Consider the following 22851-nt stretch of genomic DNA (forward strand, 5'->3'; position numbering starts at 1 on the left):
GGCAAGGCGACTGATGGCGATCCGGACCCGCCTGACGGAATTGCTCGGCATCCAGCATCCGGTCGTCCAAGGCGGCATGATGTGGGTCGGTCGCGCCGAGCTCGCCGCCGCCGTATCCAACGCTGGCGGACTGGGGATCATCACCGGCCTGACGCCAGGCTCGCCCGACGCCCTGCGCCGGGAGATTGAGCGCTGCCGAACGATGACCGACAAGCCCTTCGGGGTGAACCTGACCATCCTGCCGTCGGTCAGCCCGCCGCCCTACGCGGCGTACCGCCGGGCGATCATCGACAGCGGCGTCACCATCGTCGAGACGGCCGGTCACAGGCCTCATGAACATGTCGAGGACTTCAAGGCCCACGGGATCACCGTCCTGCACAAGTGCACGGCCGTCCGGCATGCCGTGTCCGCCGAGCGCATGGGCGTGGACGTTATTTCCATCGACGGCTTCGAGTGCGCCGGTCATCCGGGCGAGGACGACATCCCAGGCCTCGTCCTGATTCCGGCCGCGGTGGACAAGGTCACGATTCCGGTCATCGCCTCGGGCGGCATCGCTGACGGCCGTGGACTGGCGGCGGCGCTGGCGCTGGGTGCAGAGGGCGTCAACATGGGCACCCGTTTCTGCGCGACGGTCGAGGCGCCGATCCACGACAGGATCAAACAGTTCTTCGTGGCGAATGACGAACGGGCGACCAACCTGATCTTCCGCCAGTTCCACAATACCGGGCGGGTCGCGCGCAACAGCGTGTCGGACGAGGTTGTGGCGCGGTCGCAAAGGCCAGGCGCGGTGTTCGAGGACGTGCGTTCTCTGGTGTCCGGCGCTCAGGGCCGCGAGGCATTGGAGACCGGTGACCTGGACAAGGGTCTGATCTGGGCCGGTCAAGTCCAGGGCCTGATCCACGACGTCCCCACCTGTGCCGACCTTCTCACCACGATGATCTCGGACGCCGAAGCCATCATCGCCGGTCGCTTGGCCGGAATGCTCATTTAGGACTGCGCCGCATGACCTTTCAATACGCCCTGGTCGAACGCGAGGGACCGCTGACGATCGTCACCCTCAACCGACCCCAGGCCCGCAACGCCTTGAACTCCGAAGCCCATGCCGAGTTGGCGGACATCTTCGACGCCTTTGCCGCCGACCCCGATCAATGGGTCGCGATCCTCACCGGCGCCGGCGACAAGGCGTTCTGCGCCGGTCAGGACTTGGCGGCGCTGGCTGACGGCGCGGTGCTACGTCCACCGCCGCGTGGGTTCGGCGGTCTCAGCAGCAGGTTCGACCTGAACAAGCCGATCATCGCCGCCGTCAACGGCATCGCCTTCGGCGGCGGCTTCGAACTGGCCCTGGCGTGCGACATCGTCGTGGCCCTGGAGACGGCGAAATTCGCCTTGCCGGAGCCGAAGGTCGGCTTGGCCGCACTGGGCGGCGGCATCGAGCGGCTCCCACGTGAGATCGGCCTCAAGCGCGCCATGGGAATGATGCTGACTGGAAAGCCCGTCTCCGCGACCGAGGGGCTGCACCTCGGCTTCGTCAACGAAGTGGTCGCCGAGGACGTCATGGGCGCTGCGCGACGTTGGGCGCAGGATATTCTGGTCTGCAGCCCGATGTCGGTCCGGGCCACCAAGGAGGCGGTCTTGCGGGGGCTGGATACGCCGCTCGAGGTCAGCGCCGAGACGGTCTGGACCTATGCCGCGATGGTCGAGATGCTGGCGTCCCAGGACGCCGCCGAGGGACCGAAGGCCTTCACGGAGAAGCGTGCTGCAGACTGGCGGGGTCGCTGAACCATGATCCTGACAGAGACCCAGTCCCTCGTCCGCGATGCGGTGCGGGCTATGGCGCGTGAACGGATCGCGCCGAACGCCGCCGCCTGGGAGGCGGCCGGCGCCTATCCCGACGACCTGTTCCGCGAACTTGCCGAACTGGGGCTGATGGGAATGACGGCGCCGGGCGAATACGGCGGGGCGGAAGCCGACTATGTGTCCTACGCCCTGGCGCTGATGGAGTTGGCGGCTGCCGACGGCGGCTTATCGACGGTGGTCTCGGTCCACAATGCGCCTGTCGTCGCGGCCCTGCTTCGTAACGGATCGACAGACCAGAAGACGCGCTTCCTACCAAGGCTTTGCGCTGGCGAGATCATCGGCGCCTTCGCCCTGACCGAGGCCGGCGCTGGATCTGACGCCTCGGCGTTGAAGACGCGGGCGGAGCGCGACGGCGACGGGTGGCGGATCGACGGGTCGAAACAGTTCATCACATCCGGTCGGATCAGCGGTCTGACCATCGTCTTCGCCGTGACGGATCCAGCAGCAGGCAAACGGGGCCTTGCGGCCTTTCTTGTCCCGGCTGGAACGCCGGGCCTGACGATCGCCAAGCCGGAACACAAGCTGGGGCAGAAGGCGTCCGACACGTGCGCCCTCAGCTTCGACGGCATGCGGATCGGCGACGAGCTTCGCTTGGGTGAAGAAGGCGACGGTTACAGTATCGCGCTGGCCAATCTGGAGACCGGCCGGATCGGCATCGCCGCCCAGAGCGTCGGGATGGCGCAGGCCGCGCTCGAGATCGCCGTTGCCTATTCCAAGGAACGGATCGCTTTCGGCAAACCCATCGTGGAGCATCAGGCCGTCGGCTTCCGCCTGGCCGATCTGGCCGCCCGCCTGGAAGCCGCGCGCCAACTTGTGCTTCACGCCGCTTCGCTCAAGGACGCAGGCGTTCCCTGTCTTACAGAGGCCTCGATGGCCAAGCTGGTGCCGTCAGAACTGGCCGAAACCGTGGTCTCCGGCGCCATTCAGACCTTGGGCGGGTACGGCTATCTGGAGGAATACGGGCTGGCGAAGATCTATCGCGACGTCCGCGTCTGCCAGATCTACGAGGGCACCTCCGACATCCAGCGCATGGTCATCGCCCGCGCCCTCTGATCCGTCGTCGCCTTGAGGAAATCCATGTCAGATCCCGTCGTCATCGTCTCATTCGCCCTCACGCCGATGGGCGGTTTTCAGGGCGTGTTCACTGGCGTGCGTGCCGAAGTCTGACCGGGCATTCGACAGGGTTCTAGCGCTGCAGCGAAATCTTGCACAGACGCGTGCGATTTTCCAATCGTATTGGCGGCGGGCGCGGTGTCCCGCCTCGCAGTCGGGGCGGGACTGGAGGTCGGTGCAATCCAGGCCATCGGCGTCGGGGCGGCGCGCGACTAACTATCGTGTTAACGATGGCATCGCAGACAGCTTCCTTCAGCTCGACATCGACGGCACTCAGCTCTTGATCGCTAAAGCCCGTCATCGCGCACCTGCTGGCCTGACGTCAGTCACTCTGCCGACGAACTCCTCAGCGGCCGCGCGCAGCGCTCGGATGTCGGCCAATCCTCATGCTTGTAGTGCCCCCTGCCCTTGCATAGCGGGCAGTCCTCATAACCGGCCCGTTGCGCGAACTCGGCCTTCACGGTGCTGGCGAGTTCGAGGGTGGCCTTGATGTTCTTCGGCCTCTTCGAACTCTTCGCCAGCGCTTCGAATTGCGGCTTCATCGCGCTGAAGACCACGAAATCCGGTTCGGCCTTGGACGTCGGTGCCATCTTGGCCACCTGGCCAACGGTCTTCGCCCACGACATCGGCAAGACCGACGCCTACGTCGTCTCCCGGCGCGAACGAAAGAAGGTCGAGATGCTGTTCGCCCACCTCAAACGTGTCCTGAAGCTGGACCGACTGCGCCTGCGCGGTCCCAACGGCGCCAAAGACGAGTTCCTCCTCGCCGCAACCGCCCAGAACCTGCGCAAACTGGCCAAACTGATCCCGACACCGACGCCGGCGACCGCGTGAAACGGGAGAGAGCAGCTGCATCCGCTACTGGCGGCCATCTGAGCAGCCACCTTTTCAACGAAATCGGCGCAAAGCGGACTTCAGTGCAGATCACGACAAACACACTGAAGCGCATGCGCAAGGCGCTCACGTTCGTGCTGCTGTCGCTGTCGTTGACAGCCATCGCTGCGTGCGACGAGGTCGCGACCGCAGTCGCACAGACTGTCGCGCCTCCATCCTCGGAGTCTCAGACGGTCGCGGTACTATCGGGGCGCGTGGTAGAGCTCCTTCTCCAAGGCCACAAGCGCGAGTGACGTGCCCCTGAGTTTTCATCCAGCGGCGACCAGAGTCCTTGGGTTAGTTACGCCTCGTAGCGTGGGGTGAGCAACAGGCCGAGCCGCGCAGCTTTCATCCTGCGCAGCGGGTCGGCCTGTTGCGGTCAGACTGGCGGCAAAGGCCTCCGGGGTGAGGTAGCCGATCGACGAGTGCGGCCGGCGGGTATTGTAGTCCAGCGCCCAGGCAGCGACCTTCTGGCGGGCGTGATCCAGACTAAAGAACAGGCTCTCGTTGAGCAGTTCGTCGCGCATCCGGCCGTTGAAGGATTCCACAAACCCGTTCTGGGTCGGCTTGCCGGGCGCGATGTAGTGCCAGTCGACGCCATGATCCTGCGCCCAGGCCAGGATGGCCGTGGACGTGAATTCCGTGCCGTTGTCGCTGACGATCATGGCGGGACGGCCCCGTCGAGCGATCAGCGCTGTCAGCTCGCGCGCGACGCGGCGTCCCGAGATCGAGGTGTCGGGGATCGCCGCCAGGCACTCGCGGGTGACGTCGTCGACCACGTTGAGAATGCGGAAGCGGCGGCCCGTGGCGAACTGGTCGTGCACAAAGTCCAGCGACCAGCGGGCGTTCGGCCTTGCCTCGATCAGGATCGGCGCCCGCGTGCCGATGGCTCGACGACGGGAGCGGCGCTTGCGCACCGTCAGACCTTCCTCGCGGTAGAGCCGGTAGATCCGGTTCTTGCCCGAAGGCTCGCCTTCACGTCGCAGCAGCACGAACAGCCGGCGATAGCCGAACCGTCGCCGCTCGACAGCCAGGGCGCGCAGCCGCTCCCGCAGCGCCGTGTCTGGCGGGCGGCAAGAGCGATAGCGCACCGATTTGCGGTCGGCCTTGATGATGGAGCAGGCCCGCCGCTCGCTGACGCCGAACGTCGCCTTCACATGGGCGACGGCTTGGCGCATCGCCGCGGGCCCTACCACTTTTTTGAGAGCAGATCGTTCAGCGCCGCCTTGTCGAGCATGGCGTCGGCCAGCAGGCGCTTCAGCTTTCCGTTCTCATCTTCCAGGGCGCGCAGGCGCTGGGCGTCCGACACGCTCATCCCGCCGAACTTGGCTTTCCAGGCGTAGATCGTGCCCTCCGACACGCCGTGCTTGCGCGCCAACTCGCCCGCTTTGGCACCGGCCTCGTTCTCCCGCAGGATCCCGATGATCTGCTCTTCCGTGAATCTCGCTCGTTTCATTCCGTCCGTCCTTTCAAGGGCCGGACTCTAGCTCCGCGTGGAGGAAATTCTCAGGGGCACGTCAATCTCGCAGGCCCGTAATCCAGCGCGTAGCGAGAGTATGAAAATAACACGATCTCTGAGACGCGTCGGTCGTCGATCAATCTGTCTGAGCGCACGTCGAATAACTGCATCAGACAGCACCTTGGCTTGGCGGCCTGGCATCGGCAGCCTCCTTTCAGGCATGCGTCGTCACCCGATGAGCTAGCCATCGGGACACCGCATTCAGTTGATGGGGAAGCGATCAGACCAAGCTGACCGCGTCTATCATATAACAGATATTGTTATCCGGGTCAAATAAAAATATTCGTGGTTTGAATAACTTGCCATGATCCTTAGCGCAAAAACCCTTTGGCTTGTATGTTTCCTCGCGCCCTGCTAAAACCCTTTTTGAGAAAGGGTTTGAAATGCGACGTGCGGATGTCCTCAGATTAGCCGAGCTATCGGTCGGCCAGTTCGACGCTCTTATCGCTCGCGGTTTGATCCCCTTCACCACGCCCCACCGCCGGGGAGGATGGGGCGATTTCACCGCTGAGCAGGCGTTTCGGATCGGGCTGTTTAACGCGCTATCGGGAGCGGGAATGCCGCAGGCTCGCGCCGCGATCTGCGTGAGAGCGGACTACGGCGTCTTGTCGGCCTATGGTGAAGCCTCAGCGCGCGAGGATCGTTGGTTCGGTTCATTCTCGACAGTAAGCAAGGTCGCCGGCGAACCGTCGACAAAGCTTCACTACGTGTTCGCCACGACGCTCAAGAATCTGCGCCGCGACATATCGCAAAAGCTCGAGCTGGCGAAGGATCGCGAACAGCCGACTGATATGGTGCTGATCAACGCGACCGACGTCATGCGTCGCATGCTCGCCAACGCTGCTGAACATCAGATTGTCGATGAAGACCTCGTCGCGCTCGCCATTCGTTTGGGAGCCTCGTGATATGCCGCGCGCGCCTTGCAAGTTCACCATTGCGGATATCAGCAGAGCGTTGAAGGGCGCCAAGGCTGCTGGGTTCGAGGTCAGTTCGATTGAAATCCGACCCGATGGAGTCTTGCAGATCAAGCGTTCGACGGATCACATCGACGCCGCTGCGGACACCTCAGCGGATCCTTTTGAAACCTGGAAAGCCAAACGCGATGCGCGTTAGGCTCAAGGGGATCAATCGGGCGACGGCGCGTCTCGCAGACGGTCGCCAAGTGACCTACTGGTATGCGTGGCGTGGGGGTCCAAGACTGGTCGGCCAGCCTGGGTCGCCTGAGTTCATTCAGAGCTATCACGATGCGCTCGCCAACCAGCGCGACTCTCGCAAGACGACCGACACGCTGGCCGGGCTTCTGAACGCCTACGAAGACTCCGCAGATTTCAGGACGCTCGCGGACAAAACCAAGCGAGGTTATCGCGCACACCTTCGCGCGATCGCCATCGAGTTCGGCGACTTTCCGACTGAGGCCCTCAAAGACCGTCGCTCACGTGGTGAATTCTTGGCTTGGCGCGATCGTATCGCGCTGACCTCGAGACGGAACGCGGACTACCGGTTCTCGGTGTTCGCGCGCGTGTTGTCGTGGGCCTACAATCGCGGTCTGGCGCCGCTGAATCCTCTGGAGCGGCCGGGAAGGCTCTATCGGGCGGCGCGCAAGGGGAATGTCTGGTCGGCTGATGATGAGGCCGCCTTCCTTGAGAAGGCCCCGCCGCACATGCATCTTGCGCTGATGCTCGCGCTATGGACCGGCCAACGGCAAGGCGACCTTCTCCGTCTCACTTGGTCTGCCTACGACGGTGAAAAGCTGCGGTTGAGACAGAGCAAGACGGGAGCCCGCGTCCTCATCCCAGTCGGCGCGCCCTTGAAGCTTGCGCTTGAGGCGCAGCGTGCTGACGCAACCGCAGTGACCATTCTGACGACGGCTCAGGGGCGGAGCTGGACGGAAGACGGGTTTCGGACGTCTTGGGCCAAGGCATGCGCGAAGGCGGGGATCTCCGATCTGACCTTTCACGACCTCAGGGGGACGGCGGTGACGCGCTTGGCGCTCGCCGGTTGCTCCGTACCCGAGATCGCGACCATCACCGGTCACAGCCTACGAGACGTCGGCGCCATTCTCGATTCCAACTACTTGAACCGCGATTATCGTCTCGCTGTCTCAGCCATCGAGAAGCTCGAAACGAGAACGAAATTGCAAAATGAACTGCAAAATGGCGGGCTTCATTCGCCATCTGTTCCGCCAGAGCGGAAGCGAAAACCACTTAAATTTCAGTAGCAAGACGATGGTGGGTGATCACAGGTTCGAACTGTGGACCCGCTGATTAAGAGTCAGCTGCTCTACCGACTGAGCTAATCACCCACACCGATCGTCGCGACTTCGGCGAAGACGAGCGCCTCGCCGAAGGGCGCTCCTACTACCCACCCGTTCCGGGCTTGGCAAGCGCTTTCGCAAACTTTCTTTGACGGGCATGGTCTCGGCCGAATCAGCCGCAAAGACGGTGGGGGAGTGAGCATCATGGCCTTTTGGAACCGGCGTCGTTCGATCGATGTCATGACGGCGCCGCACGACGGGCCGCGGCTGAAACCGACGCTCAGCTGGCCGCATCTGCTGGCCCTGGGCGTGGGCGCCATCGTCGGCACCGGCATTCTGACCCTGATCGGGGTCGGGGCGGGTCTGGCGGGGCCGGCGGTATTGATCAGCTTTGGCCTGGCGGGCCTGGTCTGCGTCTGCGCCGCCCTGGCCTATGCCGAACTGTCGACCATGATGCCGACGGCGGGCAGCGCCTACACCTATTCCTACGCCGTTCTGGGCGAGATGATCGCCTGGGTCGTCGGTTGGAGCCTGATCCTGGAATATTCGCTGGTGGTCTCGGCCGTGGCGGTGGGCTGGTCGGGCTATGCGGTTGGGTTTTTGACCGGCCTGGGTGTCGATCTGCCGGCGGTCCTGACGGCGGGGCCGCACGCCGGGGGAATCATCAACCTGCCGGCCGTCGCCATCATCGGGGTGGTGACCGGCCTGCTGCTGCTGGGCACCAAGGAGAGCGCAACCCTGAACGCGGTCCTGGTGGTCATCAAGATCGCCGCCTTGGTCGTCTTCGTCGCCATCGCCCTGCCGGCCTTCAAGCCCGAGAACTTCACCCCCTTCATGCCCAACGGCTTCGGCGCCCCCTTCGTCCAGACGGGGGTCATGGCGGCGGCGGCCATCATCTTCTTCGCCTTCTACGGCTTCGACGCCATCTCCACGGCGGCGGAGGAGACCAAGAAGCCTGAGCGGGACCTGGCCATCGGCATCATCGGCTCCATGCTGGTCTGCACGGCCCTGTATCTGGTGGTCGCCGCCGCCGCCATCGGCGCCCGGCCAGTCTCCGACTTCGCCGACAGCCCCGAGCCCCTGGCCCTGATCCTGCGCCAAATGGGGCAGGGCACGGCGGCCCAGTGGATCGCGGCGGCGGCGGTGATCGCCCTTCCGACCGTGCTGCTGGCCTTCCTGTTCGGCCAGAGCCGCATCTTCCTGGGCATGGCGCGCGACGGCCTGTTGCCGCGTCGGCTGGCCAAGGTCTCGGCGCGCGGCGTTCCGGCGGTGGTGACGGTCTTTACGGCTGTGGTGGTGGCGATCCTGGCCGGGCTGTTGCCGCTGGACGAACTGGCTTCCTTGGCCAACGCCGGCACTCTGGCCGCCTTCTGCGCCGTGGGCGTCTGCCTGATCGTGCTGCGGATTCGCGAGCCGGGCCGCCGGCGGGTGTTCAAGGCGCCCCTGTGGCCCCTGGTCGGCGCCGTCACCGTGATCGGCTGCGTGGTCTTCTTCCTTAGCCTGAAGCCGGTGACCCAGATCGGCTTCGTCGTCTGGAACCTGATCGGCGTGCTCATCTATCTGGCCTGGTCGTCTCGGAACTCCCGTCTGGCCAAGGGCGAGGAAGAGGCCGCCTGATGGCCCGTCGCGACCTGACCGGCGCCGTCGACTTCAGCGTGCTGGAGGGCATGACCGGCGGCGACGCGGCGATTTCGGAAGAGGTGCTGGGCCTGTTCGTCGAACAGGCCGCCCTCTGGTCTGTGCTTCTGAACCCCAGGGCCGACGGTTGGCGCGACGGAGTCCACACCATCCGGGGCGCGGCCGCAGGGATCGGCGCCGGCGATCTGGCGGCGATCTGCGCCGAGGCGGAAACGGTCGAACAGGCCCTGGCGGCGCCGGCGCTGGAGCGGGTGCGCGACGCCCTCGACGCCGCGCTGGCCGACGTCGCGGCCTATCGCCACGAGCTGATGCTGCGGGGGCTTAAGGCCTAGCTTCGAGTCCGGTCGTAGACCGCGAACTCGTGCGCGATGCACCGGTCGATCAGCAGCCGCCAGACCGGTTCGGCGATCTCGGGCGACAGGTGGTGCGCTTGCGCGGCCGTCAGGACCTTGGCCACCACGTCGTCGATGCGGGCCTGGTCGAAGACGGCGTCGCGGTCGGGCTTGATGCGGGCGGCCGCCTCCATATAGCGCTGGCGTTCGGCCAGCAGGGCGACCAGGGCGCGGTCCAGGGCGTCGACGCCCTGGCGGACCTCGGCCATGGACTGGCATTCGGCGGGATCGACGCGAGGATCGACGGCGACAAGGGCAGGGTGGTGCATGGCGGTCCGGTTAGCCGGTCCGACCGCTCAAGCCAAGTCGTCAGCCGACGAAGGCCCGCTCCAGCACATAGTCGGCCGGTTCCGCGTTCGAGCCTTCCTTCAGGCCGTAGGTCTCCAGCAGTTCGCCGGCTTCTTTGATCATGGCCATGGAGCCGCACAGCATGACCCGGTCCTTGGCCGGATCGAAGCCTTCGGGCAGGCCCAGGTCGCGGAAGAAGTCCCCCGACTTGATCCGGTCGGTGATCCGGCCCGGCGTCACGAACTCTTCTCGTGTCACGGTCGGGTAGTAGGTCAGCTGCGCCCTGGCCTCGTCGCCGATCAAGGGGTCGTCGTGGATCTCGCGGGTGAAGAAGTCGCGGTAAGCCAGGTCGGCGACGTTGCGCACCGTATGGATCACATAGACATGGCCGAAGCGGGAATAGGTCTCCGGATCGCGCGCCACGCTCAGCCAGGGCGCCAGACCCGTGCCCGTGCCGATCAGGAACAGCCGCTCGCCGCCGGTCAGGGCGTCCAGCACCAGGGTGCCGGTCGGCTTCTTGCCCATCAGCACCGTGTCCCCGGCCACGATCTTCTGCAGGCGCGAGGTCAGGGGGCCGTCGGCGACCTTGATCGAGAAGAACTCCAGCTCCTCGGCCCAGCAGGGGCTGGCGATGGAATAGGCGCGCAGGATCGGCTTTCCGCCGTCTTCGCCGGGCAGGCCGATCATCACGAACTCGCCCGAGCGGAATCGGAAGTCCTCCGGCCGCTTCACGCCGAAGCTGAACAGGCTGTCGGTCCAGTGGCGAACCCACAGGACCTCAAGTTCGTTGAACGGACTGGCTTTCGCAGGGGCGGGGGAGAGGGCGGCGTCGGTCATGGTGCGGCCTCTCTAGTCTGAGAACCGGTCGCAGGGAAGAAAAAGCGCTCCGGGCGGCGACCACTTTTCCTAGTGACGGCTTGCAGAAGCGTCGCTAGCGTCGCCGACCATGCGCACCCTTCTTCTCGCCTCGACCATCCTCCTCTCGGCCGGTTCAGCGGTCGCCCAGGAGACCCCCTCCAACATCCTGACGCCTGAACGGGTCTTCTCCAGCCCCAGCCTGAACGGCCCGGTGGCCAAGGGGGTCAGCCTGTCGCCCGACGGCCAGCTGGTGGCCTTCCTGCGCTCGCGCGAGGACAATGTGGACGTCCAGGACCTGTGGGCCGCGCCCACCGGCGAGGGCGAGCCCTACAAGCTGATCGACGCCCGCGCCCTGGTTCCCGACGCCGGCGAACTGTCCGAGGCCGAAAAGGCGCGGCGCGAGCGGATGCGGATCAGCGCCCGCGGCGTGGTCGAATACGCCTGGGACCAGCAGGGCCGCTACATCCTTGCGCCGCTGGAGGGCGACATCTTCCTGGCCAGCCGCGCCGACGGCAAGGTGCGCCGCCTGACCGAGACCGAGGCCGACGAGATCGACGCCAAGGTCTCGCCCAAGGGCAATTTCGTTTCCTGGGTCCGCGACCAGAACCTGGTCATCTATGATCTGGCCACGGGCAAGGAGACGCCGATCACCGACGACGGCGCCGGTCTGATCACCTGGGCCACGGCCGAGTTCATCGCCCAGGAGGAGATGGATCGCGACACCGGCTACTGGTGGAGCCCGGACGAACGCTACATCGCCCTGACCCGCGTCGACGAAAGCCCGGTAGACGTCGTGCCGCGCTTCGAGATCACCGGCGGAGGCGCCACCATGGTCGAGCAGCGCTATCCCCGCGCCGGCCGCCCCAACGCCCTGGTCGAACTCCATGTCCGCGATCTTCAGAGCGGCGCGCGGGTCAAGGTGGATCTGGGCGCGAACACCGACATCTATCTGGCGCGGGTGGATTGGTCGCATGACGGCAAGACCCTGTATGTCCAGCGTCAGTCGCGCGACCAGAAGACGCTCGACCTGCTCAGCGTCGATCCGGCCACCGGCGCCTCGCGCGTGATCCTCAGTCAGAAGGCCGAAGCCTGGGTCGATCTGAACAACGACTTCCACGTCCTGCCGGACGGCCGTTTCATCTGGTCGAACGAGGACATCGGCTGGCGCCACCTGTATCTGTACGACCGTAACGGGCGTCAGCTGCGGGCGATCACGCACGGCGACTATCCGGTCAAACATCTGGACGGGGTAAACGAACAGACCGGCGAGGTCTATTTCACTGCCTCCATGCGCGACGGCAAGGAACTGCCCATCGAACAGCAGATGTTCCGCGCCAGCCTGAACCGCACGGTCGATCCGGTGGCGGTGACCCCCGCCGGCGGCTGGTGGAACGTCTCGGTCAACGGGCCGGCGACCGCCTATGTCGGCAACTATTCCGATCCCGCCACCCCGCCCCAGTCGGCCCTGTACCGGATCGACGGCACGCGAATCCGCTGGATCGAGGAAAACCGGCTCGACGCCGATCACCCCTTCGCGCCCTACGTCTCGCGTCTGCGGGCGCCCGAGTTCGGCACGATGCAGAGTCATGGGGAAACCCTGGTCTGGCGCATGACCACCCCCCCCGACTTCGATCCGTCGAAGAAGTACCCGGTGGTGATGCAGGTCTATGGCGGTCCCGGCACCGGCGCGGGCGTGCAGAAGAGCTGGCAGCCCCTGACCAACCAGCTGCTGACCGAGGCCGGCTATATCGTCTTCCGCGTGGACAACCGCGGCGAGGGCGACCGGTCCCAGGCGTTTGAGACCAGCATCTATCGCCGCCTGGGCATTCCTGCGGTCGAGGATCAGGCTTTGGCCGCCAAATGGCTGAAAACCCTGCCTTATGTTGATGGCGACCACATTGCGGTCATGGGCTGGAGCTTCGGCGGTTTCCTCAGCCTGCTGACCCTGACCGATCCGGACGCCGGACTGGCCTCGGCGCTTGCCGGCGCCGCCCCGACCGAGTGGAGCCTGTACGACACCCACTACACCGAACGCTACATGTCCACGCCCCAGGACAATCCGGACGGCTACGCCGCCACCGACGTCCTGCCGCGCCTGGATCATCTGACGGGGCGCCTGCTGATCCTGCACGGCATGGCCGACGACAATGTCATCTTCGGCAACGCCACCCGCGTGATCGACGCCCTCCAGGCCAAGAGCACGCCGTTCGAGATGATGCTCTATCCGGGCCAAAGGCATGGCGTCCGCGGCGAACCGCGGCAGCTTCAGCAATGGCGGACCTATCTCGACTTCCTGGACCGCACGATCGGCAAGAGGGCTGAGACGGCGGACTGACGACTGAACCAAGGCGCAGGGGCGAACATGTTGAAGACCAAGCTTTTGGCCGGTGTGTTCGCCGTCGTCCTGGCCGGCGTCGCGGCGCCGTTCGCCTCGGCGCAGACGCCGCCGCCCCCGCCGCCGCCGCCGAACGCCGACATCGCCTGGGTTCAGCGCGAGCGGACGCCCTACGGCTCCTGGGAGCAGATGGCGCGCTTCTTCCTCAGCCAGATTCGCACCTATGACGTCGAAGGCCGGTTCGGCGAGCCCGGTCCCGCGATCAACAGCCTGATCGCGATCAACCCCGATGCGCCCGAGGACGCCCGCGCCTCCGACGCCCGCCGCCTCGCCGGACAGGCCCTGCCGCTGGACGGCGTGCCCCTGGTCATCAAGGACAATGTCGAGGCGCGCGGCATGCCGACCACGGCGGGCTCCCTGGCCCTGGCCGCGAACCAGCCGGACCGCGACGCGCCGATCACGGCCCGGCTGCGCGCGGCGGGGGCGGTGCTGATCGGCAAGTCCAATCTGTCGGAATGGGCCAATATCCGCTCGTCCCACTCCATCAGCGGCTGGAGCGCCGTGGGCGGCCTGACCCGCAATCCCCACGCCCGCGACCGCAACACCTGCGGCTCATCCTCGGGCTCGGGAGCGGCGGTGGCGGCGGGCTTCGCCATCGTGGCCATCGGCACCGAGACGGACGGGTCGATCACCTGTCCGGCGGCGATGAACGGCCTGGTCGGGTTCAAGCCCACCGTCGGCCTGGTGTCGCGCACGGGGATCGTCCCCATCAGCCACAGCCAGGACACCGCCGGGCCGATGACCCGGACCGTCCGGGACGCCGCCCTGGTGCTGACCGTCATCGCCGGGACCGATCCCGCCGATCCGGCGACGGCCGAGGCCGACGCCCGCAAGACCGACTATGCGGCGGCTCTGGAGGGGGCCAGTCTCCGCGGGGTTCGCATCGGCGTCGCCCGCTTCCTGACCGGCTATTCCGACGGTACGGACGCCGTCTTCGACGCCAATCTGGAGCGGTTGCGCCAGGCAGGCGCCGTCCTCGTCGAGATCAAGGACGGACCGGACATGGACGCTGTCGGCGGCGCGGAATTCACCGTCCTGCTGACCGAGTTGAAGGCGGACTTGAACGCCTATCTCGCCACCACCGATCCGGCTCAGGTTCAGACGCGCACCCTGGCCGACGTCATCGCCTTCAACCGCGCGACCCCGCGCGAGCTGGCCCTGTTCGACCAGGACCTGTTCGAGGCCGCGGACGCGACGGGGGGGCTGTCCGACTCCGCCTATGTGGCCGCGCGCGAGACCTCGCTACGTCTGGCCGGGGCCGAGGGGATCGATCGACTGCTGAAGGACAATGACGTCGCCGTCCTGATCGCGCCGACGACCGGCCCGGCCTGGATGACCGACGTCGTCAACGGCGACCACTATCTGGGCTCGGCCTCGACGCTGCCGGCTGTGGCGGGCTATCCCCACCTGACCGTGCCCATGGGGCAGGTGGGCGGGCTTCCGGTGGGGCTCAGCTTCATCGGCGGCCAGTGGCAGGACGCGCGGGTGCTCGCGCTCGGCTATGCCTTTGAACAGTTGGGACCGCAGCGGGTCGCGCCGGCCTTTCCCGCCTCGTTGAACAGCACGCGCGCCGTCGCGCCTGTGCTCGCGCCCATCCATCAGGAACCTTGATCGGCGGTCCGCTGTTGGGCCTTCATGACAAAGCCGATCCTCCCCGAATGAGCGACCTGATCGCCAATATCGTCGGCTCGGCCGCAGCGGTCTGTTCCGTCACCAGTTTCGCACCCCAGGCGCTCAAGATCTGGAAGGAACGCGACGCCTCCTCGGTCAGTCTGAGGACCTATTCCCTTACTGTGACCTGTTTCGCCCTGTGGGTGGTCTACGGGGTGATGACCCAGGCGTGGCCCGTCACCGTGGCCAATTCATGCGCCCTGGTCATGGCGTCCTGGGTTCTGGTGATGAAATGGCGGTTCCGCGACGGCGATCCCGAAGCCTGACGGCCGGCTTCTGCAGGTTTGATCCGGATCAAGGCGAGGCGGCGGAGGCGGCGCGAGGGTGGGGTCGAGGAGATTTCCCATGCCCCATGACGCCGTCCCCTTCGTCGCCGCCATCGTCGCGGCCTTCGTCTTCTTCATGGCCGCCCTTGGTCTGGCCAGTCTCTATTCGGGCTCTTCGTCGGACAAGTGACGAGAGCTTTACCCGACGTGATCTTGGCGCCCCGCGCGATGCGGGTTACGGCAGGAGCCTCAACGTCCAAGGGAGACGCCCCCAATGCCTGATCTCGCCCAAGTCACCGAACACATCCGCGCCGCCGTCGGCGAAAACTCCGGCCTCGGCAAGACCGTGAAGCTCGACCTCGGCGACGAGGGCAAGATCTTCATCGACGGCGCCTCCGTGCCGAACACCGTCACCAACGAAGACAAGCCCGCCGACGCCACCGTCTCGATCAAGTGGGACGACTTCATGGCCCTGTCGGAAGGCAAGCTGGACCCGATGATGGCCTTCATGCAGGGCAAGCTGAAGATCGCCGGCGACATGATGATCGCCCAGAAGCTGGCTCCGCTGCTGAAGCGCTGATGGCTTGCTGATCAATAATTGACTGCGGCGCGGCGCCCCTCGGGGGCCGCGCCGTTTTCGTCTTCAGCGTCCGTCAGAGGCGCGACCGAAAAAACGAGGAAACGACATGGATTTCAGACATTCCGACCGCGCCCTGGACTGGCACGCCCGCGTGCGCCGTTTTCTCGACGAACAGGTCATCCCGCGCGAGGCCGACTATTTCGCCCAGGTGCGCGAGAATCCGAACCGCCAGCCTCCGGTCATGGAGGCCATGAAGGCCGCCGCCCGCGAGGCGGGCCTGTGGAACATGTTCCTGCCGGGCGAGCACGGGGCGGGCCTGACAAACCTGGAATACGCCCCCCTCGCCGAGATGATGGGCCGCCACCTGTGGACGGCCGAGGTGTTCAACTGCAACGCCCCCGACACCGGCAATATGGAGGTGCTCCATATGTACGGAAACGCGGCCCAGCAGGACCGCTGGCTGAAGCCGCTGATGGCGGGCGAGATCCGCTCCGCCTTCCTGATGACCGAGCCCGAGGTCGCCTCGTCCGACGCCACCAATATCCGGACCCGGATCGAGCGCGACGGCGACCACTATGTGATCAACGGCCGCAAATGGTGGTCGACCAATATGGCCCATCCGAACGTCGCCGTGACCATCGTCATGGGCAAGACCGACCCGGACGCCGCGACCCACGCCCAGCAGTCCCAGATCATCGTCCCCGTCGATACGCCCGGCTTCCGCGTCGAGCGAATGCTGTCGGTCTTCGGCTATGACGAACGCCCGATCGGCCACGCCGAGGTGGTGCTGGAGAACGTTCGCGTTCCGGCCGAGAACCTGATCGCCGGCGAAGGGCGGGGGTTCGAGATTGCTCAGGGGCGCCTCGGCCCGGGCCGCATCCACCACTGTATGCGCGTGATCGGCGCGGCCGAGCGGGCGCTGGAGCTGATGGTGACCCGCCTTCTGAACCGCACCGCCTTCCGGAAACAGCTGGCCGAACATTCGGTGTGGGAGCAGAGGGTCGCCGACGCCCGCACCAATATCGAGATGTGCCGGCTTCTGGTGCTGAAGGCCGCCTGGATGATGGACGAGGCGGGGGCCAAGAACGCCCGCTCCGAGATCGCCCAGATCAAGGTCGCCGCCCCGCGCATGGCGCTTCAGGTCATCGACGACGCCATCCAGGCCTTCGGCGGCGCCGGCGTCTCGGCCGACACCCCCCTGGCCGAACTCTACGCCACGGTGCGCACCCTGCGGATCGCCGACGGCCCGGACGAGGTGCACAACCGCGCCATCGCCCGGCTGGAGTACGCCAAACACGGCGGCAGACCCTCGGCCTGAGAAACGGCGTCACGCCGTCCGCTTCCGAGGGAACCCCTGGCGGCGCCTGACGTTTTCCGGACAGGACGACGCGAGGCCAGCCGGGGCGTCGCAAGCGGGGACGGAACGGCTGAGATGAATGCGCGCTTGGAGCCCGATACGCGGGCGGCGTCCGACGTGACCCGTTTCAGGGCGATCCGGGGCGCCATGCCCGCCCTGGCGGAAGGCCTGTCGCCCGAGGATCTGGCGGCCCAGTCCATGCCGGACTGCAGCCCCGGCAAATGGCACCTGGCCCACACCAGCTGGTTCTTCGAGGCGATGATCCTGTCGGCCGACCCGGACTATGCTCCGGTCGATCCGCGCTTCCAGCAGCTGTTCAACTCCTACTACGAGGCCCTGGGCGAGCGGGTGCCCCGGCCCCAGCGCGGCCTGATGACCCGGCCCTCGGTGAACGAGGTCCTGGCCTATCGGCGCGAGATCGACCGCCGCATGGCCGCCTGGCTGGCCTCGGGGCCGTCCAGCGGCCATCAGCGCTATCTGTTCGAACTGGGCCTGCACCACGACCAGCAGCATCAGGAGCTGTTCCTGATGGACCTGCTGAACCTGATGGCCTGTTCGCCGCTGGACCCGGCCGCCTATGCGGTCGAGCCGCGACAGGCCCCGCCTGAGGCCGCGCGCGGCGGCGCCGTCGTCTTCGAGGGCGGCCTGGTCTCGATCGGTCATGGCGGCGCCGGCTTCGCCTTCGACAATGAGGGGCCGTCGCACCGGGTCTGGCTGGAACCCTTCGCCCTGGCCGCCGACCTGGTGACCAACGGCGACTGGCTGGGCTTCATCGCCGACGGCGGCTACGCCCGGCCCGAGCTGTGGCTGTCCGACGGCTGGGCCACAGTCAAGGCCGAGGCCTGGACCGCGCCCCTCTACTGGCGCCGCGACGGCGACGACTGGACGGTCCTGAGCCTGATCGGCCGCGCCCCGGTCGATCCGACCGCCCCGGTGCGGCATGTCAGCTTCTATGAGGCTGACGCCTACGCCCGCTGGGCCGGCAAGCGCCTGCCGTCCGAGGCGGAGTGGGAGCATGCCGCGACCACGGCGCCCGACGCCTTCTCAAACCTGTCGGGCGAGGTCTGGCAGTGGACGTCCAGCGCCTACGCCCCTTACCCCGGCTTCCAGCCGACGCCTGGCACGGCGGCTGAGTACAACGGCAAGTTCATGGCCAATCAGATGGTCTTGCGCGGCGGCGCCTTCGCCACGCCGCCCGGCCACGCCCGCGTCACCTATCGCAACTTCTTCTATCCCCAACAGAGGTGGGCCTTCATGGGTCTGAGACTGGCCGAAGACGCCCCGCGCGGGCGCACGAACTTCACCGAGGACGCCCAGACCGCCGCCTTCCGGCGCGACCTGGTCCAGGGCCTGTCCCGCGACCAGAAGGCCGTGCCGCCCAAATGGTTCTATGACGCCGAAGGCTCGCGCCTGTTCGAAGAGATCACGGCCCTGCCGGAATATTATCCGACCCGTCAGGAGACGGCCCTGCTGCGCGACCGGGCCGCCGCCCTGACCGCCGACTTCGGCCCCGAGGCCGTCCTGGTCGAGTTCGGTTCGGGCGCCAGCGAAAAGACCCGCATCCTGCTGGACGCCGCGCCCGACCTCGGCGCCTATGTGCCGCTGGACATCAGCGAGACGGCCCTGCTGGACGCCGTCGCCCGCCTGTCCGCCGACTATCCGGCCCTGCGGGTCCAGCCGGTTCTCGGCGATTTCGAACATCTGTCGCCCCTGCCGGACGATTTGCCGCAGGGGCGGCGCATCGGTTTCTTCCCCGGCTCGACCATCGGCAATCTGGAGCCCGAGGAGGCGGTGCGGTTCCTGGCCTCGGCGCGTCGGATGCTGGGGGAGGGGGCCCTGTTCATTCTGGGCGTCGATCTGGTCAAAGACCCTGCGACCCTGGTCGCCGCCTATGACGACAGCCGGGGCGTCACCGCGGCCTTCAACCTGAACCTCCTGGTCCGCGCCAACGCCGAACTGGACGCCGATTTCGACCTGGACGCCTTCGCCCACCGCGCCGTCTGGAACCCGGATCACTCGCGCATGGAAATGCACCTTCAGGCGCTGCGTCAAACCGCCGCCCGCGTCGGCGACAGGGCCTTCACCTTCATGGCCGGAGAGACCCTCCACACCGAAAGCTCGCGCAAGTTCACGCCGGATTCGGTCGAGGCCCTGGCCAAGGAGTCCGGCTGGTCCATGGCCGGTTTCGAGGTTTCGCCCGAACCCCGCGTGGCCCTGGCCTTGCTGCGGGGGTGAGGGGGCCACTTCCTTTCTGTCTATACAGATAAGATCGTCATCCTCGGCCTTGTGCCGAGGATCCATAATCCCGGCGCCGGGCGTCGTGCCCCCTGCAAGACCGAGCCTATGGATCCTCGGCACAAGGCCGAGGATGACGGCCATGGGGGCGAGTGCATGGAAAAGAAAAAGGGCGGCGCATCCTCGACGCGCCGCCCTGCAGACTCTCACTGAAGCCGTGTCACTCGGCTTCGTTCGAAGCCGCGTCCTTCTTCGGCCCGTGCGAGGCCTCGCCGCCCTTGCGTCCGGCCTGGGCGGCCAGGCTGCGGTCTTGGGAGAAGCTTCGTTTTTCGCTGGGGACGCTTGCGCCCCCCTTGCGTGCGATTTCGCGCTGACGTTCGGGATCCATGGAGGCGAAGCCTCGCTTGGAAACGCCGGAGGGTCGCGAGGTCTGGCCGTCCATCGGTGTTCCTTTCAGTGCTGCCGTTGCGCTTGCCGAAATGAACCCTGTGACTCCGTGACGGTTCCGTAGGTAACTTCGTTTTACCAGCCGTGATCTGAACGTCTTTGTGGTTTGACTTCAAACGGCTGCATAGGGGCGGGAATCGCCTTCGCCGCCGCCGCCGGGCTCCATCGGCGGCATTTCGTCCGGAGCGTCGGCCGGGTCGATCTCGGGTTGTGGCGTCGGCTCGGGCTGGATTTCCGGTTGCGGCGTTCCGGGTGGCGTGGGTTCGACATAGGTCATGACGGTCTCCTCTGGCTTGAGAACGCTGTGTGACCCGCAATGTTCACTGTCCGACCTCGATGGGCGGGGGGAACTCGATTGAGGCGCGCCGGTTCAGTGTCCGAACCCCGGAGATCCCCATGACCCAGACCCCTATCGCCCCCACGTCCCCCGACGACATCGCCCTGGAAGACGACACCCTGACTCAGCGTCTGGACCGTCAGGCTGACGCCATCCTGGCCGAAGGCGAAGCCCGCAGCTTCGAGGACACCACCTCGATCCGCCAAGCCCTGCGCGAAGACGCCGAATTGATCCGCAGCAAGGTGATCAGCCGCGTCGAGACGGCCCGCGAGGGCATTCGCGACGAACCGATGAAGACCACCCTCTACGCCCTGGGCATAGGGGTGATCATCGGCATGCTGATGCGTCGCTAAAAGCAAACCCTCTCCCGCCGGGAGAGGGCTTGAGCGCACGAGAGCGCAGCGATCGTCCTTGCGCAAAAGGGTGAGGGGCACGGTGGTGCGAGCTGGCCCGCCGCCGGTCCCTCATCCGGCCCTGCGGGCCGCCTTCTCCCCACGGGAGAAGGAAAAGATCTAAGCCGGCCCCGTCGGCTCTCTCTGGATCGGCGCCTTCTGCAACGCCGCATCCGACACGAACGGATTGGTCCGCCGCTCCTCGCCGAAGGTCGAGATCGGTCCGTGGCCCGGCACGAAGGTCACGTCGTCGCCCAGGGGCCACAGCTTCTCCACCACGCTGCGGATCAGGGCGGGCGGATCGCTCATCGGGAAGTCGGTGCGGCCGACCGAGCCCTTGAACAGCACGTCGCCCACCTGGGCGAACCGGGCCGCCCGGTTGAAGAAGATCACATGGCCCGGCGTATGGCCCGGGCAGTGGCGCACTTCCCAGCTCGTCTCGCCCAGGCTGACGGTATCCCCATCCTCCAGCCAGCGATCGGGCGTAAAGGGTCGGGCCTCGGGCAGGCCGTACATCCGGCCGGTCTCCACGATCCGGTCGATCCAGAACTGGTCGGCCTTCTGCGGTCCGGTGATCTGGACCCCGGTCTTCTCCTGCATCTCGGCCGCGCCGCCGGCGTGATCCAGATGGCCGTGGGTGATCCAGATCTGGTCGAGAACCAGGCCGCGCCGCGTCACCTCGCCCAGAATCGCATCCACCGACCCGCCGGGGTCGATCACGGCGGCCTTTTTGGTCACCGTGCACCAGACAGTGGTGCAGTTCTGCTGGAGCGGCGTGACGGGCGTCACAAAGACGCCGATGGGGGAGGCGGGCTGGGTCATGACGCCTTCTTAGCCGCCCCCGTGACGCGAAACCACCGCTGCGGGCCACGCCCGCGTTGACCTTTGGAGCCCTTCTCGACATAAGGGCGGGCTTCGAGGCGCCGCTCCAAACGGGGCGGCCTTCTTGCTTTATCCATTCCGCGCCGGCCGTCCCGACGGTTCATGCGCCCCAGAGCGTCAGAAATCCCGACCATGCAAGTCGTCGAAAAGTCGAACGAAGGCCTCAGCCGCGTGATCGCGGTCACCATTCCCGTCGCGGAGCTGAACGAGAAGCTCGAAGCCCGCGTCAAGGAAGTCGCCCCTCAGATGAAGCTGAAGGGCTTCCGTCCGGGCAAGGTGCCGGTCGCCCACGTCAAGAAGACTTTCGGCCGCGACTTCATGGGCGAGATCATCAACGCCCAGCTGAACGAGACCAGCCAGAAGGCTCTGGACGAGGCCAAGATCCGTCCGGCCGCCCCGGCCGAGATGAAGCTGACCTCCGACATGGACAAGGTCATCGCCGGTCAGGAAGACCTGGCCTATGAGATGTCGCTGGAGATCATGCCGGACTTCACCCCGGTCGATCCCAAGACCCTGAAGCTGGAACGCCCCACCTATGAGGCGTCTGACGCCGATCTGGACGAGGCCCTGACCGAACTGGCCGGCCAGGCCAAGTCCTACGAGGACAAGAAGGGCAAGACCGTCAAGGCCGCCGAGGGCGACCAACTGACCATCGACTTCCTGGGCAAGCTGGACGGCGAACCCTTCGAAGGCGGCGCCGCCGAGGACGCGGACCTTGTGATCGGCTCGGGCCGCTTCATCCCCGGCTTCGAAGAGCAGCTGACCGGCGCCAAGGTCGGCGAGGAAAAGACCATCGAGGTCACCTTCCCCGAGAACTATCAGGCCGCCCATCTGGCCGGCAAACTGGCCACCTTCGACATCAAGGTGAAGGCCATCAAGTCCGAGGTCGAAGCCAAGGTGGACGATGAGTTCGCCAAGCGCATCGGCCTGGAATCGCTGGATCGCCTGAAGGAGCTGCTCAGCCAGAACCTGAACCAGCAATACGCCGGCGCCGCTCGCTTCAAGCTGAAGCGCGCCCTGCTGGACCAGCTGGACGAAGCCCACGACTTCCCCCTGCCGCCCAAGATGGTCGAAGCCGAGTTTGAAGGCATCTGGCAACAGGTCGAGGCCGACAAGGCCGCCGGCCGCCTGCCGGAAGAAGACGCCAAGAAGTCCGACGACGACCTGAAGGCCGAATACAAGAAGATCGCCGAGCGCCGCGTGCGCCTGGGTCTGGTCCTGGCCGAGATCGGCCGCGCCCACAATGTCCAGGTGACCGACCAGGAGCTGAACGCCGCCCTGCTGCAGGAAGCCCGCAACTATCCGGGCCAGGAGCAGGCCGTCCTGAACTTCTACCGCCAGAATCCCAACGCGGCCGCCCAGATGCGCGCCCCGATCTATGAGGAAAAGGTCGTCGACCTGATCGTCGGCCTGGCCGAAGTCACCGACAAGCCCATCAGCAAGGAAGAGCTGCTGAAGGAAGACGAAGAGGGCTGATCGCCGCCTTCATCGGATCGG

22 protein-coding genes, 1 tRNA gene and 1 pseudogene are annotated in these 22851 nt (G+C 66.2%); 17 read left to right on the forward strand and 7 right to left on the reverse strand.

Annotation, left to right across the window (positions count from 1 at the left end; translation table 11 throughout):
- The first annotated feature begins 13 nt into the window (after positions 1-13).
- The 4 genes and pseudogenes from BSP_RS08875 to BSP_RS08890 form a co-directional block, all read left to right on the forward strand.
- Positions 14-991 carry a nitronate monooxygenase family protein gene (locus BSP_RS08875; protein WP_152950024.1) on the forward strand — a complete coding sequence of 326 codons (978 nt, stop codon included), beginning with the start codon at positions 14-16 and terminating at the stop codon, positions 989-991.
- An 11-nt stretch (positions 992-1002) separates the two neighbouring features.
- A complete protein-coding gene (locus BSP_RS08880; RefSeq protein WP_152950026.1) occupies positions 1003-1779 on the forward strand; it encodes an enoyl-CoA hydratase-related protein in 777 nt (258 codons plus the stop codon).
- A 3-nt stretch (positions 1780-1782) separates the two neighbouring features.
- Positions 1783-2910 carry an acyl-CoA dehydrogenase family protein gene (locus tag BSP_RS08885; RefSeq protein ID WP_152950027.1) on the forward strand — a complete coding sequence of 376 codons (1128 nt, stop codon included), beginning with the start codon at positions 1783-1785 and terminating at the stop codon, positions 2908-2910.
- 675 nt (positions 2911-3585) lie between these two features.
- Positions 3586-3804: pseudogene (locus BSP_RS08890) on the forward strand (transposase); the annotation flags it as partial.
- A 308-nt stretch (positions 3805-4112) separates the two neighbouring features.
- Here the strand turns inward: BSP_RS08890 and BSP_RS08895 are convergent.
- Positions 4113-5299, reverse strand: a protein-coding gene (locus BSP_RS08895) for an IS3 family transposase (RefSeq protein ID WP_152948930.1) whose coding sequence is annotated in 2 segments (ribosomal slippage) — positions 4113-5038 and positions 5038-5299 — 1188 coding nt in all. Because the reading frame shifts where the segments join, the coding sequence is not laid out codon by codon here.
- A 395-nt stretch (positions 5300-5694) separates the two neighbouring features.
- Here BSP_RS08895 and BSP_RS08900 point away from each other — a divergent pair.
- Genes BSP_RS08900 through BSP_RS08910 form a run of 3 tightly spaced genes read left to right on the forward strand, consistent with a single transcriptional unit; the run spans position 5695 to position 7580 of the window.
- Positions 5695-6267, forward strand: a complete 573-nt coding sequence (locus tag BSP_RS08900) for a hypothetical protein (RefSeq protein WP_152950029.1) — start codon at positions 5695-5697, stop codon at positions 6265-6267.
- A gap of 1 nt (position 6268) precedes the next feature.
- Entirely contained in the window at positions 6269-6475 is a 207-nt protein-coding gene (locus BSP_RS08905) for a hypothetical protein (protein WP_152950031.1), read from the forward strand.
- Between the two features lie 49 nt (positions 6476-6524).
- Entirely contained in the window at positions 6525-7580 is a 1056-nt protein-coding gene (locus tag BSP_RS08910) for a tyrosine-type recombinase/integrase (RefSeq protein ID WP_227975905.1), read from the forward strand.
- A gap of 8 nt (positions 7581-7588) precedes the next feature.
- Here the strand turns inward: BSP_RS08910 and BSP_RS08915 are convergent.
- Positions 7589-7664 (reverse strand) — tRNA-Lys (locus BSP_RS08915).
- A gap of 156 nt (positions 7665-7820) precedes the next feature.
- Between BSP_RS08915 and BSP_RS08920 the strand changes: the two genes are divergently transcribed.
- Together BSP_RS08920 and BSP_RS08925 are read left to right on the forward strand one after the other, a co-directional pair.
- The gene (locus BSP_RS08920; RefSeq protein WP_054766916.1) at positions 7821-9233 is read left to right on the forward strand and encodes an amino acid permease; all 1413 of its coding nucleotides are present in this window, start codon (positions 7821-7823) and stop codon (positions 9231-9233) included.
- Positions 9233-9586 carry an Hpt domain-containing protein gene (locus BSP_RS08925; RefSeq protein ID WP_152950034.1) on the forward strand — a complete coding sequence of 118 codons (354 nt, stop codon included), beginning with the start codon at positions 9233-9235 and terminating at the stop codon, positions 9584-9586. The genes BSP_RS08920 and BSP_RS08925 overlap by 1 nt, the downstream gene beginning before the upstream one ends.
- Here BSP_RS08925 and BSP_RS08930 read toward each other — a convergent pair.
- Together BSP_RS08930 and BSP_RS08935 are read right to left on the reverse strand one after the other, a co-directional pair.
- Positions 9583-9915, reverse strand: a complete 333-nt coding sequence (locus BSP_RS08930) for a chorismate mutase (RefSeq protein ID WP_152950036.1) — start codon at positions 9913-9915, stop codon at positions 9583-9585. The two genes, BSP_RS08925 and BSP_RS08930, sit on opposite strands and share 4 nt — an antisense overlap.
- Before the next feature lie 40 nt (positions 9916-9955).
- On the reverse strand, positions 9956-10771 hold the full coding sequence (locus tag BSP_RS08935; RefSeq protein WP_152950038.1) for a ferredoxin--NADP reductase: 816 nt from the start codon (positions 10769-10771) through the stop codon (positions 9956-9958).
- Positions 10772-10880: 109 nt separating this feature from the next.
- On the opposite strand from BSP_RS08935, the gene BSP_RS08940 reads away from it, so the two are divergent.
- From BSP_RS08940 to egtB, 6 genes are all read left to right on the forward strand, one after another.
- Positions 10881-13127, forward strand: coding sequence for a S9 family peptidase (locus BSP_RS08940; RefSeq protein ID WP_152950039.1), 2247 nt, complete (start codon positions 10881-10883; stop codon positions 13125-13127).
- Positions 13128-13154: 27 nt separating this feature from the next.
- A complete protein-coding gene (locus BSP_RS08945; protein ID WP_152950041.1) occupies positions 13155-14798 on the forward strand; it encodes an amidase in 1644 nt (547 codons plus the stop codon).
- Between the two features lie 47 nt (positions 14799-14845).
- On the forward strand, positions 14846-15124 hold the full coding sequence (locus BSP_RS08950; RefSeq protein ID WP_152950043.1) for a SemiSWEET family sugar transporter: 279 nt from the start codon (positions 14846-14848) through the stop codon (positions 15122-15124).
- 274 nt (positions 15125-15398) lie between these two features.
- Positions 15399-15704: an SCP2 sterol-binding domain-containing protein gene (locus tag BSP_RS08955; RefSeq protein ID WP_152950044.1), complete on the forward strand. Its 306-nt coding sequence runs from the start codon at positions 15399-15401 to the stop codon at positions 15702-15704.
- A gap of 106 nt (positions 15705-15810) precedes the next feature.
- Positions 15811-17022 carry an acyl-CoA dehydrogenase family protein gene (locus BSP_RS08960; RefSeq protein ID WP_152950046.1) on the forward strand — a complete coding sequence of 404 codons (1212 nt, stop codon included), beginning with the start codon at positions 15811-15813 and terminating at the stop codon, positions 17020-17022.
- Positions 17023-17136: 114 nt separating this feature from the next.
- Positions 17137-19296: an ergothioneine biosynthesis protein EgtB gene (gene egtB / locus BSP_RS08965; RefSeq protein ID WP_152950048.1), complete on the forward strand. Its 2160-nt coding sequence runs from the start codon at positions 17137-17139 to the stop codon at positions 19294-19296.
- Positions 19297-19516: 220 nt separating this feature from the next.
- Here the strand turns inward: egtB and BSP_RS08970 are convergent, their stop codons facing one another.
- Together BSP_RS08970 and BSP_RS16215 are read right to left on the reverse strand one after the other, a co-directional pair.
- A complete protein-coding gene (locus BSP_RS08970; RefSeq protein WP_152950050.1) occupies positions 19517-19738 on the reverse strand; it encodes a general stress protein in 222 nt (73 codons plus the stop codon).
- Between the two features lie 117 nt (positions 19739-19855).
- The gene (locus tag BSP_RS16215; RefSeq protein WP_182713809.1) at positions 19856-20020 is read right to left on the reverse strand and encodes a hypothetical protein; all 165 of its coding nucleotides are present in this window, start codon (positions 20018-20020) and stop codon (positions 19856-19858) included.
- A gap of 119 nt (positions 20021-20139) precedes the next feature.
- Here BSP_RS16215 and BSP_RS08975 point away from each other — a divergent pair, with 119 nt between their 5' ends.
- A complete protein-coding gene (locus BSP_RS08975) occupies positions 20140-20433 on the forward strand; it encodes a hypothetical protein (RefSeq protein ID WP_152950052.1) in 294 nt (97 codons plus the stop codon).
- A gap of 159 nt (positions 20434-20592) precedes the next feature.
- On the opposite strand, the gene BSP_RS08980 is transcribed toward BSP_RS08975, so the two are convergent.
- On the reverse strand, positions 20593-21294 hold the full coding sequence (locus BSP_RS08980; RefSeq protein WP_152950053.1) for an MBL fold metallo-hydrolase: 702 nt from the start codon (positions 21292-21294) through the stop codon (positions 20593-20595).
- A gap of 192 nt (positions 21295-21486) precedes the next feature.
- Here BSP_RS08980 and tig point away from each other — a divergent pair, with 192 nt between their 5' ends.
- Entirely contained in the window at positions 21487-22830 is a 1344-nt protein-coding gene (gene tig / locus BSP_RS08985) for a trigger factor (protein ID WP_152950055.1), read from the forward strand.
- Positions 22831-22851: the final 21 nt, after the last annotated feature.

It is taken from the genome of Brevundimonas sp. Bb-A, from assembly GCF_009394735.1.
GTDB classification, from domain to species: domain Bacteria; phylum Pseudomonadota; class Alphaproteobacteria; order Caulobacterales; family Caulobacteraceae; genus Brevundimonas; species Brevundimonas aurantiaca.

Excerpts from the sequence above, each read along its gene's own strand:
- BSP_RS08875 (WP_152950024.1), top strand. The coding sequence starts at position 14 with ATGGCGATCCGGACCCGCCTGACGGAATTGCTCGGCATCCAGCATCCG.
- BSP_RS08880 (WP_152950026.1), top strand. The coding sequence starts at position 1,003 with ATGACCTTTCAATACGCCCTGGTCGAACGCGAGGGACCGCTGACGATC.
- BSP_RS08885 (WP_152950027.1), top strand. The coding sequence starts at position 1,783 with ATGATCCTGACAGAGACCCAGTCCCTCGTCCGCGATGCGGTGCGGGCT.
- BSP_RS08905 (WP_152950031.1), top strand. The coding sequence starts at position 6,269 with ATGCCGCGCGCGCCTTGCAAGTTCACCATTGCGGATATCAGCAGAGCG.
- BSP_RS08920 (WP_054766916.1), top strand. The coding sequence starts at position 7,821 with ATGGCCTTTTGGAACCGGCGTCGTTCGATCGATGTCATGACGGCGCCG.
- BSP_RS08925 (WP_152950034.1), top strand. The coding sequence starts at position 9,233 with ATGGCCCGTCGCGACCTGACCGGCGCCGTCGACTTCAGCGTGCTGGAG.
- BSP_RS08930 (WP_152950036.1), bottom strand. The coding sequence starts at position 9,915 with ATGCACCACCCTGCCCTTGTCGCCGTCGATCCTCGCGTCGATCCCGCC.
- BSP_RS08935 (WP_152950038.1), bottom strand. The coding sequence starts at position 10,771 with ATGACCGACGCCGCCCTCTCCCCCGCCCCTGCGAAAGCCAGTCCGTTC.
- BSP_RS08940 (WP_152950039.1), top strand. The coding sequence starts at position 10,881 with ATGCGCACCCTTCTTCTCGCCTCGACCATCCTCCTCTCGGCCGGTTCA.
- BSP_RS08945 (WP_152950041.1), top strand. The coding sequence starts at position 13,155 with ATGTTGAAGACCAAGCTTTTGGCCGGTGTGTTCGCCGTCGTCCTGGCC.
- BSP_RS08950 (WP_152950043.1), top strand. The coding sequence starts at position 14,846 with ATGAGCGACCTGATCGCCAATATCGTCGGCTCGGCCGCAGCGGTCTGT.
- BSP_RS08955 (WP_152950044.1), top strand. The coding sequence starts at position 15,399 with ATGCCTGATCTCGCCCAAGTCACCGAACACATCCGCGCCGCCGTCGGC.
- BSP_RS08960 (WP_152950046.1), top strand. The coding sequence starts at position 15,811 with ATGGATTTCAGACATTCCGACCGCGCCCTGGACTGGCACGCCCGCGTG.
- egtB (WP_152950048.1), top strand. The coding sequence starts at position 17,137 with ATGAATGCGCGCTTGGAGCCCGATACGCGGGCGGCGTCCGACGTGACC.
- BSP_RS08970 (WP_152950050.1), bottom strand. The coding sequence starts at position 19,738 with ATGGACGGCCAGACCTCGCGACCCTCCGGCGTTTCCAAGCGAGGCTTC.
- BSP_RS16215 (WP_182713809.1), bottom strand. The coding sequence starts at position 20,020 with ATGACCTATGTCGAACCCACGCCACCCGGAACGCCGCAACCGGAAATC.
- BSP_RS08975 (WP_152950052.1), top strand. The coding sequence starts at position 20,140 with ATGACCCAGACCCCTATCGCCCCCACGTCCCCCGACGACATCGCCCTG.
- BSP_RS08980 (WP_152950053.1), bottom strand. The coding sequence starts at position 21,294 with ATGACCCAGCCCGCCTCCCCCATCGGCGTCTTTGTGACGCCCGTCACG.
- tig (WP_152950055.1), top strand. The coding sequence starts at position 21,487 with ATGCAAGTCGTCGAAAAGTCGAACGAAGGCCTCAGCCGCGTGATCGCG.